The sequence below is a fragment of the Flavobacterium gelidilacus DSM 15343 genome (assembly GCF_000422685.1).
In the GTDB taxonomy this organism is placed as follows: Bacteria; Bacteroidota; Bacteroidia; order Flavobacteriales; family Flavobacteriaceae; genus Flavobacterium; species Flavobacterium gelidilacus.
Map to the genome: position 1 here is coordinate 122,321 of NZ_AUGN01000010.1, position 16,307 is coordinate 138,627.

The window sequence follows — 16,307 nt, forward strand, 5'->3', positions numbered from 1 at the left end:
ACAAAATAATTTTACTTTTACATATAAATTAAAGGTTAGTTAACGCTAACCTTTTTTTATTTTTAGTAACTTCGTAAGACTAAATATAATATTATGGGAATTCAAAAACCATTCAATCTTAATCAATGGGTTGAAGAAAATAGAGCTTTACTAAAACCACCTGTTGGAAACAAAAATCTATATATAAGTTCAGGTGATTATATCGTAATGATTGTTGCTGGACCCAATGCTAGAAAAGATTATCATTACAACGAAACCGAAGAATTATTCTACCAATTAGAAGGAAATATTACGGTTTATGTTCAGGATGAAGGCAAGAAAAAAGCAATGAAATTAGGTGCTGGTGACATGTTTTTATTACCTGCAAAAGTACCTCATTCACCAGTTCGTGAAGAAAACTCTATTGGATTAGTCGTTGAAAGAAAACGTGCGGGACAAGATATTCCCGATGGTTTACTTTGGTTTTGTGACAATTGCAATCACAAATTATACGAAGTTTACTTTGAACTAAAAGATATTGAAGTCGATTTTCTAGCGCATTTCAAACATTTTTACGGTTCAAAAGAATTACGAACTTGCGATAATTGTGGAACAGTTATGGAAACTGACAAACGATTTGTAAAATAATTTTTAGAAGCTATTTCCAGCTATTCACTATATCTTTTTATTTATTTTGGAAATAAATAAAAAGGATGCCGTTTCTATCTGGGCTAGGGCAAAATCTTAAAATCACAAGTTATTGTGTAACAACAATTGCAAAAAAAGTCAAAAAAAAGCCTTATTTTTGCTAATAATATAACAAAATCACTAAAAAAAGTTACAATGTCAACAATAGCACAACAATTCGGAATGGTTGAAGCACTAGAAAAACTAGGAGTAAAAGCCATTAACGAAGGAACCTCAACAGGAAACGAATGGTTTTCAAACGGAGAAATCATTGAAAGTTATTCACCTGTAGATGGTCAATTAATAGGAAAAGTAAAAACAACAACTGCTGCAGATTACGAAAAAGTAATGCAAAGCGCAACAGCTGCTTTCAAAACATTTAGAGCAATGCCAGCTCCACAAAGAGGAGAAATTGTTCGTCAGTTTGGAAACAAATTAAGAGAATTAAAAGAACCATTAGGAAAATTAGTTTCTTACGAAATGGGTAAATCTTTACAAGAAGGTTACGGAGAAGTGCAAGAAATGATCGACATCTGTGATTTTGCTGTAGGTTTATCAAGACAATTAAACGGACAAACAATTCCTTCAGAACGTCCTGGTCACGTAATGAGAGAACAATGGCATTCAATTGGTGTTGTTGGAATCATTTCTGCATTCAATTTTCCAGTAGCAGTTTGGGCTTGGAATACAGCTCTAGCTTGGATTTGTGGTGATGTTTGTGTTTGGAAAGGTTCAGAAAAAGCTCCTTTATGTACAATCGCTTGTCAAAATATAATTGCTGAAGTTTTAAAAGACAATAATTTACCAGAAGGTATTTCTTCTATCATTAACGGTGATTATAAAGTGGGTGAAATGATGACCACTGATACTAGAATTCCATTAATTTCTGCAACAGGTTCAACTCGTATGGGAAGAATTGTTGGTGCAAAAGTTGCGGAGCGTTTCGGAAAATCATTATTAGAGTTAGGTGGAAACAATGCAATTATTATTACACCAACAGCTGACTTAAAAGTTGTTGTTCCTGGTGCTGTATTTGGCGCAGTTGGAACGGCTGGACAAAGATGTACTTCTACAAGAAGATTAATCATTCACGAATCAGTTTATGATAAAGTTAGAGATGCAATTGTTGGTGCTTATGGTCAATTAACTATTGGAAATCCATTAGATCAAAAAAATCATATCGGACCACTAATTGACAAAGAATCAGTAAACACTTATTTAGCTGCAATTGAATCAGCTAAAGCTGAAGGTGGAAAAGTATTAGTTGAAGGTGGAGTTCTTTCTGGTGAAGGATACGAATCTGGATGTTATGTAAAACCTGCAATCATAGAAGCTGAAAATAGTTTTAAAATTGTACAGCATGAAACATTTGCTCCAGTTTTATATTTAATGAAATATTCTGGTGAAGTTGAAAACGCAATTGATTTACAAAATGGAGTTGTACAAGGATTATCATCAGCAATTATGACTAACGAATTAAAAGAAGCAGAAAAATTCTTATCATTCGCAGGTTCAGATTGTGGAATTGCTAACGTTAACATCGGAACTTCTGGTGCTGAAATTGGTGGTGCCTTTGGTGGTGAAAAAGAAACTGGTGGTGGACGTGAGTCTGGTTCTGATGCTTGGAAAGTATATATGAGAAGACAAACAAATACTGTAAATTATTCAGACGAATTGCCGTTAGCACAAGGAATTAAGTTTGATTTATAGTAAATGAGTATTAAGTATTAAGACATTTTTAAATATCAAAAAACCTGTAAAATATTTTTGCAGGTTTTTTTATTTTTTATCTATATTTCTGTGCGAAAGCTTTGACAAATCGTTTTTTTTTTTTTCTTTGTAAGGTTAATATACAATTTTATGAAAAAAATACTACTGATTCTTTTAGCAATAAATTCTATTGCTATGTTCTCGCAAAAAGTAATTATCGAAGAAAAATTTGAAAAAGACAATGTCCCTTTGGGTTATAATTTTTTAAGCCAAAAAAATGAATTGGTAATCCAAAAAGGAAAACATATTGGAATTTCAACCAATAGAGAAATTCATGAATTAGTCTGCTACGATTCCAAAGGAAATAAAAAAGTTTTACTTGAAAATGCTGAAGTTATGAATCCAGATTTTTCATATAGTGAAAATACTTTTAGGGTTATTGACTATGCTAAAATGAGTTATTCTGGCTCAACTTATAAATTTATAAAAGAGGGTAAAGATTCTAAAAAATATGATGTAAAAGAATATTATAATTATTTTATAGATGATTATCAATTTAATATAGAAAATCAAAAAGGAAAAACTTTTTCAAAAATAAATTTTGAGAAAGATGATTTGTATTTAAATAGTATGAATTTAAACACAAATAAGGTTAATAAATTTAAAATAGAAAAACCAGATATTTCAAGGCTTGTAGGTGGCGAAAACGTTAAATACGCTAAAGATTTAACTTTTAGTGTTATGCCTAAAAAAGAAAATTTTGAATTAATTACAAAAAGTATAAATAGCGACTACAAGTCAATGGTTTTGTATAGAACTGTTTATAATTTCGAAGGGAAAAAAGTTAAAGATTTAAATTACAACATTAACATAAAAGCAAATTATTTAATGTATTGTTTTAATGGTGGTGGACAAATAGGATACAATTCTAATGGATTTCCTGCTTTTGAAGATGATTTAAATATTAATAATTTTATTATAGATGAATTATCTAATGAAGTATATGTTTTTGGTTTAATTGGAAAAAAAGATAGAAGCGCTAGTTATTTTAAAAATGAACCATTAGGTTATTACATTTTTAAATTTAATGAAAAGGGTGATAAAATTTGGGAATCAATTAATATGATTTCTGACAAAAAAGATTTTAATGATGATCAAATAATTTCAAAATTAAATGCTTTCTTAACAATACAAAACAATCAATTAATATTTACTACAGGGCCAAGTTTATTTACTGGTAAAGATATAATGCATTATTCAGAAATAGAAATCAGTAGTGGAAAATTGATTTCGAGTTCAAAGCTAAATTATGAACAAATAAAGAGGGCATCAATGATGACTGGTACACGTGATTTCTTACTTTCCTTTATGGAATTAGAAAAAATGAAAAATAAAGCTTTTGATTATGCTGCTTTAATTATGTATAATAAAGATTCTAAATTTAAAAAATACATTGATTCAATAAATTCAAAAAACGAAGTTTCTTTTAACACCATTATTAACAAAGAAGGTACTTGGTTAATAGAATCGGATAATAGTACTTATTATAAAGTAACTTATTTCTAAAAGTTAACTAGAAAGAGAATAAAAAAAACCTGCAATATTTCAATTGCAGGTTTTTTTATAAAGTAATTCTATTTTATCGTTGCATATTCTTAGCTTCAATACTCATAGTTGCATGAGGAACTAATTTTAAACGTTCTTTAGCAATTAACTTTCCTGTTACTCTGCAAATTCCGTAGGTTTTGTTTTCTACACGGAAAAGTGCGTTCTTTAAATCGCGAAGAAATTTTTCTTGACGAATGGCCAATTGCGAATTTGCTTCTTTAGACATTGTTTCGCTTCCTTCTTCAAATGCTTTAAACGTTGGTGATGTATCATCAGTTCCATTATTTAAGTCATTCATATAAGCACTTTTTATCAAATCTAAATCTGATTGTGCTTTCTCGATTTTCTTTATAATTAAATCCTTAAATTCAGCTAAATCTGAGTCTGAAAATCTCATTTTGTCTTCGGTAATCATAATGTGTTATTTTGAGATTAATATTGTTGTTTTAATATCATCAAATTCAATTTCTGTGCCATTATTTACTTGATCTACAAAAACCAAACTTTCTGTTAATGTTTCAGATTTGATATAATCTTCGTTAGCTAGAACTGCCTCTTCTAACACAGCATTTTTTTCTAACTCCACTTTTATTTTATCCGTAACTTCTAAACCACTATCTTTTCTTATATTTTGAATTCTGTTGACTAACTCTCTCGCAATTCCTTCTTTTCTTAATTCGTCCGTAATTGTTATGTCTAAAGCTACTGTGATACCATTAGCATTAGCAACCAACCAACCCGGAATATCTTGCGACGAAATCTCAACATCTTCTAAGGATAAATTTATGCTTTTTCCTGCAATTTCAATCATTAGGCTTCCTTTTGCATCAATCTCATTAATTTGTTTCGCCGTAAATGCCTGTATCTCTTTGGAAATCAGACCCATATCTTTTCCGAAACGTGGCCCAAGGGCTTTGAAATTTGGCTTAATTTGCTTCACCAAAACTCCAGAAGCATCGTCTAAAAACAAGATTTCTTTGACATTAACTTCAGCTTTTATAAGGTCAGAAACAGCTTCAATTTCAGCCTTTTGAGCATCGTCAAGTACCGGAATCATTACTTTTTGTAACGGTTGACGTACTTTAATCATTTCCTTTTTACGCAGTGATAACACTAAAGAAGAAACAGTCTGAGCTTTCAACATTTTGCTTTCCAACGATTTATCAACATATTTTTCAACATACTCTGGAAATTTTGCCAAATGTACGCTGTCAAAGTTTTCTGAATTTGTTGTTTGTGTTAAATCTCTGTAAAGTTTATCCATAAAGAAAGGTGCAATTGGTGCTCCTAATTTTGCAACAGTAACTAAACAAGTATACAATGTTTGGTAAGCTGCTATTTTATCTGTTCCATATTCCCCTTTCCAAAATCTTCTTCTACATAAACGAACGTACCAGTTACTTAGGTTTTCTTGTACGAAATCAGAAATTGCTCTTGCTACTTTTGTTGGTTCGTAATCTGCGTAGAAACTATCCACATCTTTAACCAAAGTATTTAATTCTGATAAAACCCAACGGTCAATTTCTGGTCTTTCTTCTAAAGGAATTTCAGCTTCAGCGTAAGTGAAATTATCAATATTTGCATATAAACTGAAAAATGAATATGTATTATATAAAGTTCCGAAGAATTTACGACGAACTTCTGCAACTCCTTCTATGTCAAATTTTAAATTATCCCACGGATTTGCATTAGCAATCATGTACCAACGTGTTGCATCTGGACCATATTCTGCTAAAGTTGTGAATGGATCAACAGCATTTCCTAAACGTTTAGACATTTTTTGTCCTTCTTTATCAAGAACCAATCCGTTTGAAACCACATTTTTATAAGCTACTTTATCGAAAACTAAAGTTCCAATTGCGTGTAACGTATAAAACCAACCGCGGGTTTGATCTACTCCTTCTGCAATAAAATCTGCTGGAAAATCTTGATTCTCATCAATTTTCTCTTTGTTTTCAAATGGATAATGCCATTGAGCGTAAGGCATTGAACCTGAATCAAACCAAACATCGATTAAATCACTTTCGCGTTTCATTGGTTTTCCTGATGCAGAAACTAATACAATTTCGTCCACAACATTTTTATGTAAATCAACTAAATCATAATTTGATTCGGCCATATTTCCAATTTCAAATCCTTTAAATGGATTTTCTTTTTGGAAACCAGCTTTTATTGATTTTTCAATTTCGTTATATAATTCTTCTATAGAACCTACTAAAATTTCTTCTGTTCCTTCTTCGTTCCTCCAAATTGGCAATGGAATTCCCCAATATCTTGAACGCGATAAATTCCAGTCATTTGCGTTTTTTAACCAATTTCCAAAACGACCTTCTCCAGTAGCTTTTGGTTTCCAGTTTATAGTTTCGTTTAGATCGAACATACGCTCTTTAACTTCAGTCACTTTAATGAACCAAGAATCTAATGGATAATATAAAATTGGTTTGTCTGTTCTCCAACAATGTGGATAACTGTGTACGTATTTTTCAACCTTAAAGGCTTTGTTTTCTTCTTTTAATTGGATTGCGATTTCTACATCAGCCGAACGCTCTGGTGCTTCACCATCATTGTAGTATTCATTTTTAACGTATTTTCCTGAATAATCCCCTAAACCTTGAATGAATCTTCCTTGTAAATCAACTAAAGGCACTAAATTATCATTAGCATCTTTTACTAACAATGGTGGTATTTCTGGAGTTGCTTCTTTAGCCACTTTAGCATCATCTGCTCCAAAAGTAGGTGCAGTATGAACAATTCCTGTTCCATCTTCTGTTGTAACGAAATCTCCTGAAATTATTCTAAAAGCATCTTCAGGATTATCATTAGGTAAAACTAAGGGCATTAATTGTTCGTAACGAATTCCAACTAAATCTGCACCTTTAAATTCAGTTAAAACTTGAAAAGGAATTTTCTTATCACCTTCTTTAAAGTTTTCAAAATCATGAGGTTCTGACGATTCGAAAAACCCTTTTGTAAATTGCTTTCCAACTAGATTTTTAGCTAGAATTACTTTTGTTGGTCGAAAAGTATATTGATTAAAAGTATCAACCAAAACATAATCTATTTTTGGTCCAACTGTTAAAGCTGTGTTTGAAGGCAATGTCCAAGGAGTTGTCGTCCAAGCTAAAATATGAATATCTCCAAATCCAGTTAAGAAATCTGGCAATGATTCATTAATAGCTTTAAATTGAGCTACAACTGTTGTATCAGTAACATCTCTGTAACTTCCTGGTTGATTTACTTCGTGAGAAGATAAACCTGTTCCAGCTTTTGGAGAATAAGGTTGAATTGTGTAACCTTTGTACATCAAATCTTTATTATAGATTTGTTTCAAAAGCCACCAAACCGTTTCCATATATTTAGATTTATAAGTAACATACGGATCTTCCATGTCTACCCAATACCCCATTTTTTCAGTCAAATCATTCCAAACATCTGTATAACGCATAACGGTTTTCTTACACGCTTCGTTATATTCTGACACAGAAATAGTTTTTCCGATATCTTCTTTGGTGATTCCTAATTCTTTTTCAGTTCCTAGTTCGACGGGTAAACCGTGTGTGTCCCAACCAGCTTTACGCTTAACTTGAAATCCTTTTTGAGTTTTATAGCGACAAAAAATATCTTTAATAGCACGAGCCATTACGTGGTGAATTCCAGGCAATCCGTTTGCAGAAGGAGGTCCTTCAAAAAAAACAAATGGTTGTTTTCCTTCACGAGAAGTTACCGATTGTTCGAATATCTTATTTTCTTTCCAAAATTTAAGGGTTTCTGATGCTACAGTTGGTAAGTCAAGTCCTTTATATTCAGTAAATTTTGTGCTCATTTTGTCGTTTTCTTAAATCAATTTGCGAAAGTAAGGAATTTTGAAAAAAAGAACACAGATTTAGTTAAAATTCATCAAATTTTTATGATAATTTTAGATTTGTAAAGGCAATATCAAAAATTATGAAAAAACTTCCTTTAAAACATCAAGAGATTTAGGTTTTTTGAATCCGTCTAAATGAACAGCATAAAAATCGAGAAGAATTTTTAGCAATAATTGTCTTTCAACTGAAGCAAAATTATTTTGCATGTCATCAAATTTTAAATCTATCAATCTGTTTAATAAACTGGTTTCGTGTTTCGACAAACAACTTGTTCCTTGAAACAGCGAAAAAACTCCGTCAATTGTTTCAAAGTAGGGCAATTCTCTATCGGAAATGTCTGGATAGAAACCTAAATATTTTGTCATCTCCAACAATAGTATTAAGTGAAAATTAGAAATTTCATCATGTGTATCTAACCATTGAAAAGCTGTTTCTAGAAAGGAGAATAAGTTTTCATTTTTTTCTTCTTCTTTTATGCTGTGATGCAATACTTCTGAAAGAAAAATGACTATTGTACTCTTAAAAATATTTGTGTTTATTGATTGATAAGGGAAAGCTAATTTGATTTCCTTAAAGTGCTCTAAAGTTCCTTTGTTTTTATGATTAGCTTCAATTTCAAGAATATTTAAAGGTTGAAAATAAGCGATTTTTTGATTGTTTTTTTTAGAAGAAAATGCACTTCTAACAAAATAAGTTTTTAAACCATCAGATTGTGTAAAACATTTTACAATAAGACTTTTCTCTTGAAACTTTAATACAGAAAGAACAATCGCTTTGGTTTTAACTTGCATTTCTACTTTGATAATTAACGAATAATCATGACTTTTTTGACTTTAGTTTCAATGCCATCTTCTGCAGAAATAAAAATCATATAAACTCCAGATGCAACTCTATATTTTCCAAAGGCAGTTGTATCCCATTCAATTGTTCCTCCTTCAGAAGTAGTTTCGTGAACAAGATTTCCTTCAATATCAGTGATTTTTATAGTTGCTTTGTCAATTAATCCGCTGATTTTTACAGTTCCATTAAATTCTGGTCGAACAGGATTTGGATAAACATAAACATTTGATAAATCGTCGCTTGGTTTAGTGTTTACTCCTAGAAAAGAAATTAGACCCTTATCGGTTGCCATAAAAACTTCACCTGTTACATCATCAATTTCTAAATCTATTATGTTGTTGCTAGGCAATGGAGAATTTGTTTTAGTAAAACGATATATTGTCTGTTGTCCGTTAGGAGAAACTAGAAAAACACCAGCTCCGGCTATTGAAACCCATTTGTTATTTGCGCCATCGACAGCAATATCTAAAACCGATTGCTGATAAAAAAGCTCTTGTGCTAGACCATCTTCCTCAATTATAATTGAATTTGCAACTATTTCATTTTCATTGATAAATTTATCTACAGACAATGTTCTTAGACCTCTGTAAGTTCCTATCCAAAGTTGGTTTCTGTTGTCTATAGCTAGGCAACGAATGTCATTGTTTGGTATATTTCCGTCTTCATCTTTAATAACGATAAACTTGTTATTAAAATTTTCGTTGAAAGCGACTAAACCATTTGCTCTAAAACAAGGAATCCATTTAGTACTATTTTTATCAATCACCAAAGGAGCATATCTTTCAGCTACAGCGTCTACTAAGACACTTGACATATCTATAGATTGCCATGTACCATTACTTTTTAATGATTTTAGAGGTCTTTCTACATATGCATTTGTCATCCAGAGATTTCCACTTTTGTCAAAAGCCGGTCCGTTTATACGAACAGATACATAAGTAGGTGTAGTAATTTGTTGATTTTGCAGACCGTTTGCTCCCGTATTTGTTTCATTAAAAACAGATATACCTGCGTTATTTATTTTCAACAAACCATCGTGATGAGAAGCAACATAAATTTCATCTTCATTAATGGGATTAACTGTTATATTGCTAAGAGTTGTTACTCCTAATAAATCATCATAAGGTATAATTTCCCAACCTACATTATTTGAAAATTTACTTATTCCTTTTTGTGACAAATTTGGGTCATAAGTTCTATCATAACCACCATAAACTGCCCATAAATATTTAGATGTTTTTTTTACTCGAAAAATATAATTTTGTTCAGGTCCATCTGGTGAAAGTAAATCAAAAAGAATTGGATTAGACAATTGTGTTTGAAAAAGTCCGTTATTTTCGGTTCCAATAAACAAATTATCATCAATTGTTATAGCACAAGTAAATAAATTAATATTATCTGGAATTTGTGTAACATGTGCAATTGTTGAGAATAAAATATCTAGAACATAAACATGATTATTGCAAGTAATTATAAGATTTTCATCGGTTGAAGTAAATTTTATTCCTTGCTGTGGCAATGAAAAAACTTGTTGAAAATTTGTACCATTATGTTTATATACTAATTGATTAGAATTTAAAGCTACCAATTGATTATTAAAATTAGTTATGCCTTTCCAAATTCCATTATCAAAAATTTGCCATTGATTAAAATCGATTAAATTTGGATTAGAAACTAATGCTTTTTTTATTCCTTGACTTGTAGTCGCTGCATAAATCTCTCCGTTGTAAACGGTAGTTTGTAATATCGGTAAATCTTCTCCCGATGAACCAATATAATAGGTGTCTTCAAATTCTAAGTTATTTAATTTTAAAACTGTAATGCCATAATTTGTGGAAATATAAACCTTATTATCAAACTCAAAAAAATGATTAATGGTTTTCATGTTTGGAGGTACGGGAACCTCGTTAATAATATCAACTTTGTTGATAATTGTTCCATCATCTTTTGTAATGATTATTAATCCGTTATCATTTCCGGTTAACGTCAATTTATAATTTTGACTATAATAAACTGAAGTTACAGTTTCTGGCTTAAAGCCATCAATAGAATTTTTTATATTTAATTCACTACTAACTATATCCTTAGAAAACAAAGCGTTTTCTGTTGCAGCTACAACTTTTGTGTTTCCATAGGAAATATCAATAATTTCATTGTAAGAATAATATCCTTTCCAAAGCTGATTAGTTTGTGAAAAAGAGACAATTGAAAATAATAGTAGTAAAAATGTTTTTCTCATTTGAATTATTTGATGCAAATATAATACAAACGTTTATATTTAAGTTTTATGATAAAAAAAGCTCTTCAAATTGAAGAGCTTTTAAAAATTTATTTAAAAAAAGTAATTTACACTACTCCTTGAGCTAGCATCGCATCAGCAACTTTAACGAAACCTGCAATGTTTGCACCTTTCACGTAGTCAACATAACCGTCAGCATCTGTACCATATTTTACACATGCTTCGTGAATATCTGCCATGATACTTTTTAATTTTTCATCAACTTCTTCACTTGTCCAAGCTAGACGAAGAGAGTTTTGAGACATTTCTAAACCTGAAGTTGCTACACCACCAGCGTTTGACGCTTTACCTGGAGCAAATAATATTTTTGCTTTATGGAAAACTTCAATTGCTTCTGGAGTTGAAGGCATATTTGCTCCTTCAGCAACACAGATACATCCGTTTGCTACTAAAGTTTTTGCTTCTTCATCGTTTAATTCGTTTTGAGTTGCGCAAGGTAATGCAACATCACATTTAACTTCCCAAGGACGTTTTCCTTCTACGAATTTTGCATTAGGATATTTTTTTACATATTCTGAGATTCTTGAAAAATCAACATTTTTAATTTGCATAATGTGTGCTAATCTTTCAGCATCAATTCCGTCTGCATCATAAATATATCCAGATGAATCAGAAGCAGTAACAACTTTCGCACCTAATTCTGTTGCTTTTTGCATTGCATATTGCGCTACGTTTCCTGATCCAGAAACCACAACAGTTTTACCTTTAAAACTATCTCCTTTAGTTGCTAACATGCTTTGAGCAAAATAAACATCTCCATAACCTGTTGCTTCTGGACGAATTAAAGATCCTCCAAAAGAAATTCCTTTACCTGTTAATACACCTGTAAATTCGTTTCTTAGTCTTTTATATTGACCAAACATAAAACCAACTTCTCTTCCTCCTACACCAATATCTCCAGCTGGTACATCAGTATTTGCACCAATATGTTTAGACAATTCAGTCATAAATGCTTGACAGAAGCGCATAATTTCATTTTCAGATTTTCCTTTTGGATCAAAATCAGCTCCACCTTTTCCACCACCCATAGGTAATGTTGTTAAACTATTTTTAAAAGTTTGTTCGAAAGCTAAGAATTTTAATATACTTAGGTTTACTGATGGATGGAAACGAATTCCTCCTTTATATGGTCCAATAGCTGAATTCATTTGAATTCTATAACCTCTATTTACTTGAGTTTTTCCAGCATCATCCGTCCAGACTACTCTAAACATAATAATTCTTTCAGACTCTACCATACGCTCTAAAAGCATTTTGTTTTGGTATTTTTTATTTTCTTCGATAAAAGGGATAACTGTTTCTGCTACCTCTTTAACAGCCTGCATAAATTCAGGTTCATTTGGGTTTCTTTTAGCAACCGCATCAATAAATGATAAAATATTTGCACTCATAATAGTGTGATTTTGTATTAGAAAAAACGTTTTCGTAATCGTTGGCAAATATACATTTTATTGTAATATTAATATTGAAGTTTTAATAATTATCAATAAAATTTAACTGATTTTTAGCAATTTGGTATATGATTTAGTTGATTAGATTACCAAATATTTAAAATTTACAGTCTTTTTAAGTCTTTTTTGGCTTATATTTTTCAATGTGGATATTGTTTTTATATATTTGTGGTTCAAAGTAATAAAACCCAAATGTTGAAAAAATTAATTATTCCGTTTTTTTTCCTTCTTTTTATTGGTGCAAAATCACACGCTCAGTTTGGTAGAACATATCAAGAAGTTGGAATTATGGCTGGTCCTGTATTTTTTAAATCGGATTATGGAGAACGTGGTGATTTTGAAAATTTTTCAAAAAACATGGGATATTCGGTCGGTGTTTTTTACTACTTTTCATTTATTGAAGACTATAAAAGTTTAAGAGAAAATTTTAAACTTAGAGTGGATGCATCTTACATGAAAGCAGATTTAGAACATTTCGGCAAATATGTAGACCCCGCAAAAACAAGTATTGTGGCAAACCAATTGAGAGCTATGAATGGTTCTACAAGTACAATAAATTTAGGACTTCAAATGGAGTTTTATCCATGGAAAACAGATGATTACAATAGAGGAACTACTTTCTCTCCATACATAAGTTTTGGTGGTCAAATGGGATATTATACTTCAAAAGTAAAATCAGATTTGGGACCAATTGGAACACCACTTACAACCCCAGTAAAATATGCAAGTGGAACAAGGAATGAAAGTCGTCCAGTTGCATCATTGACCTCTAGTGTTGGGGTTAGATATAGAATAGATGATTATAACTCATTAATATTTGATTCAAGATTACAGTATTATACCTCAGACTGGGTAGATGGTTTAAATCCTGACAGAAGAACATATACTGAAAACAAAACTAATGATTATTCATTAACTTTTAATTTTGGCTACGTTTATTACTTCAATTAAAGTTTATCTAAATTTAATATATTAAGCTCTTTTTTAAAGGGCTTTTTTTTATTTCACAAAGCTATTTAATAAAGTAATGTAAAGCCTCAAAACTTTTTAAACAGAGTCTTATATGGCAAATAATTTTTCAAGGTTAAAGGCTTTTTATTATAAATAGAATCTAATAAAATCAGTTTAGAGTGGTTTAATAAAAAAGCAGTATCATACTATAATACTGCTTTTTTTTAAATTTATAAATCAAATGCTTAGTTGACGATAATCTTTTTAGTGAAAGCTAATTCATCTCCTTCAAGTTTTAATAAATAAATACCTGACTGAATTGATTGAAGATTAATTGATTTTTCAGTATTAAAATCATTCATTGTTTGATTAAATACTTTCCTTCCATTAATATCATATAACTCTATATTTAAGTTACCACTATATTTAGCAATTGCAATATTTAACAATCCATTTGAAGGATTAGGAAAAACTTTAATCATATCTTCATTATTAAAAAGACTTGCTTTTAAGACACAATTTGGTCCTGGTGAAGGCTGAGTAAAATCTTGTACTTGATCATTAGGGTTGTTGTTACTTCCTGAAGATGCATTTAATCCAACTCCTCTTCTAGCAAAAACTTCCCAAATTAAACAATAATTTTGGCCACCAGTTGTTGCTTGGTCTGCTGCAATTAAGGCATCTCTTCCAGGTACTATTCCTGGGTTACATGGTTGTAATTTCAAACCATCTAAAACCAACTGCATAACTTTGTTATTTCCACCTGTTCCTGAGTATATATTTGAATCAAACCCATACTTATTTATATATGCCCATGATAAATCCCATAATGTTGTTGCCCAAAATTCACCAACAACATATCTATAACTTGTATTTGATGGATCTGTAGGTATTGGTTCGTTAGAATTAATAAAAGTTAATGGGTTGACAGACATATCAGTTGTATATGGATATTGTCTTAAACCTGCCCCTGTAGTTGGTTGACTAAGAACGAATGTAGCAATAGACTTGGGAGTTGTTCCTACATCACCAGTTTTTAATTGCATCATAAGAGCAAACCAATCTGACCATCCTTCACCCATTCCTTCATAATTACTTAAACAACTTGAATTTGCAGGTCCTCCTGTTAATCTATTAGAAATTCCGTGACCATATTCGTGAGAAATAATTCCATTATCGAAATCACCATCAGAATTCACAAATGTTACAGCGTCTGCTTTAATTGTTCCGTTAACTGTACCAAGAGCCATTTGTGCTAAAATAGCATTTCCTTGATTGTATGTAACAAAAATAGCTGGAATTGTAATTGTTGCATCTGCTCCCGACATATTAACCAAAGTATTTGGTAATGCTGCGTCGTTATTATAAACAATTACAGCTGAAGCACCAGCAAGTTGTGCATTTTTAACTTTTACAACAAAGTCACAATTACCTCTTTTAATAACTGCTATTTTTCCATTTAACTGAGCTGCATTAGTGGCAGCTGAACAAGCTTCGCTAGTTCCTCCTGCATCTAAATACAAAACAAAGTCAGAGGTAAAGCCTGGCAATGGAGGCAAAGGTACATTTCCGGGAGAAAATGCGTTATTAGCAACAGTATAATCACCAACAATTGAAGCAGGTGAATTAATTGTTAAAAATTTTGGTGTTGGTCCAACATTCCAAAGAAACATCTGCATTCTTGGGTTTGCACCATCCGCAGGAGTTGAAAAATTAGCATTATTGGTTCCCGAACCGTCTTGGCAATCAGCAAAAACTGCATCCCCTGAAAATGTAGTAGTTCCTCCTTTACCATAATTGTTTCTTTGAAAATTTCCATTTATTTCATTGAACCCGTATTGGTACCAAACATCGTGCATTATATTGTTCATATAAAACAAGTTTGTTGTAGCTGCATCTAAATAAGTAGAAGGTTGTGCACCTGTTCCTCCATAAGGAAAGTCAAACAATAAAGACGCTCCACCTGATGGACTTAGACCTGTTCCGTTATTTCCATCAGCATCTTCTTGAGCAAAGGTATTGTTACCTCTTGTATCTGTAAATTCATTTCCAGCTATTCCATTCACATCATGCCATCCGTAAGGAGATGCATTTGTGTTGTGAGGATTAGCTATTAATTGTCTTGCTATTTGATTTGGACTTTCATAATTGTATGGAATTACTCTGTAAGAACCAGATTGTGGATTTAACATTGTGTTATTAAATTCGTTAAATCCTTTTTTACTAAAGAAAAAATCATTTTTATGGTTATGATTTGTGTGATTTGCATCTCCAAAAGAACATGAAATAACCCAATCCTGCTTTTCTACTATTTGATTAGTAATAGCGTCGATTCTGACACTCCATAAATGATTATAATCTTGAGAATAAAAGTTCAGATCCCAAGCTAATCTCAATGTGTTTTCACTTGTAACTTGGTAAACTAATTCCGCTAAAACTGGATTATCTGTTAAATTTCCATTTGAAATTTTAAAGTTTTTTGATGAAGTGTTTTCAATTATTTCAGAATTAACTGCATCGTCATTAAGCAGTTGTCTTGCTGTTGATAGCGCTTGTAAAACTGAAACACTTGGTGTTACTGTATTTGTTTTTTGAGCTATATTTGGTATAAAAGAACTTGAGAAATTAATGACTTCTCCGTTTTTTACCCAAGCATTAGAGGCTGATTGAAAAATTTCAATTCCTTGATACCTTTGTTTAATGTAATAAACATCAATTTTAGTAGCGTTAGAATTTCCTTGACTTTCAACAACCCAATCAGATATATCTTGTGTTGATAACCCGAATTTTGCCTTGTTATTATTTAAATAATTTTGAATTTTTGCAGTTGGTTCTTGCGAAAATCCTATACTAATTGTAAATAAAAACAAGAATAGTAATGTTTTTTTCATAGTTTCTTAATAGTTTAATAATCAC

Annotated in this window: 10 protein-coding genes; 4 read left to right on the forward strand and 6 right to left on the reverse strand. The window is 31.1% G+C overall.

Annotated features, from left to right (window positions below):
- Positions 1 to 93 precede the first annotated feature (93 nt).
- From G507_RS0106235 to G507_RS0106245, 3 genes are all read left to right on the forward strand, one after another.
- On the forward strand, positions 94 to 627 hold the full coding sequence (locus G507_RS0106235; RefSeq protein ID WP_026716690.1) for a 3-hydroxyanthranilate 3,4-dioxygenase: 534 nt from the start codon (positions 94 to 96) through the stop codon (positions 625 to 627).
- 195 nt (positions 628 to 822) lie between these two features.
- Positions 823 to 2,376 carry an L-piperidine-6-carboxylate dehydrogenase gene (gene amaB, locus G507_RS0106240; RefSeq protein WP_026716691.1) on the forward strand — a complete coding sequence of 518 codons (1,554 nt, stop codon included), beginning with the start codon at positions 823 to 825 and terminating at the stop codon, positions 2,374 to 2,376.
- 150 nt (positions 2,377 to 2,526) lie between these two features.
- The gene (locus G507_RS0106245; protein WP_026716692.1) at positions 2,527 to 3,942 is read left to right on the forward strand and encodes a hypothetical protein; all 1,416 of its coding nucleotides are present in this window, start codon (positions 2,527 to 2,529) and stop codon (positions 3,940 to 3,942) included.
- 73 nt (positions 3,943 to 4,015) lie between these two features.
- On the opposite strand, the gene G507_RS0106250 is transcribed toward G507_RS0106245, so the two are convergent.
- The 5 genes from G507_RS0106250 to gdhA all read right to left on the reverse strand — a co-directional run bounded on the left by G507_RS0106250 (position 4,016) and on the right by gdhA (position 12,380).
- On the reverse strand, positions 4,016 to 4,399 hold the full coding sequence (locus G507_RS0106250) for a TraR/DksA family transcriptional regulator (RefSeq protein ID WP_035665734.1): 384 nt from the start codon (positions 4,397 to 4,399) through the stop codon (positions 4,016 to 4,018).
- 6 nt (positions 4,400 to 4,405) lie between these two features.
- Positions 4,406 to 7,807 (reverse strand): isoleucine--tRNA ligase, encoded by a 3,402-nt coding sequence (ileS, locus tag G507_RS0106255; RefSeq protein WP_026716694.1) that lies wholly within the window; start codon positions 7,805 to 7,807, stop codon positions 4,406 to 4,408.
- A 120-nt stretch (positions 7,808 to 7,927) separates the two neighbouring features.
- Positions 7,928 to 8,641 (reverse strand): DNA repair protein RecO, encoded by a 714-nt coding sequence (recO, locus tag G507_RS0106260; RefSeq protein ID WP_026716695.1) that lies wholly within the window; start codon positions 8,639 to 8,641, stop codon positions 7,928 to 7,930.
- Positions 8,642 to 8,655: 14 nt separating this feature from the next.
- Complete coding sequence (gene porZ / locus G507_RS0106265) at positions 8,656 to 10,929, reverse strand: type IX secretion system anionic LPS delivery protein PorZ (RefSeq protein WP_026716696.1); 2,274 nt, start codon at positions 10,927 to 10,929, stop codon at positions 8,656 to 8,658.
- Positions 10,930 to 11,036: 107 nt separating this feature from the next.
- On the reverse strand, positions 11,037 to 12,380 hold the full coding sequence (gdhA, locus tag G507_RS0106270) for an NADP-specific glutamate dehydrogenase (RefSeq protein ID WP_026716697.1): 1,344 nt from the start codon (positions 12,378 to 12,380) through the stop codon (positions 11,037 to 11,039).
- 252 nt (positions 12,381 to 12,632) lie between these two features.
- Between gdhA and G507_RS0106275 the strand changes: the two genes are divergently transcribed.
- Entirely contained in the window at positions 12,633 to 13,391 is a 759-nt protein-coding gene (locus tag G507_RS0106275; RefSeq protein ID WP_035665735.1) for a THC0290_0291 family protein, read from the forward strand.
- Positions 13,392 to 13,636: 245 nt separating this feature from the next.
- Here G507_RS0106275 and G507_RS0106280 read toward each other — a convergent pair whose 3' ends face one another.
- Positions 13,637 to 16,282 carry a T9SS-dependent M36 family metallopeptidase gene (locus G507_RS0106280; RefSeq protein WP_026716699.1) on the reverse strand — a complete coding sequence of 882 codons (2,646 nt, stop codon included), beginning with the start codon at positions 16,280 to 16,282 and terminating at the stop codon, positions 13,637 to 13,639.
- Positions 16,283 to 16,307 lie beyond the last annotated feature (25 nt).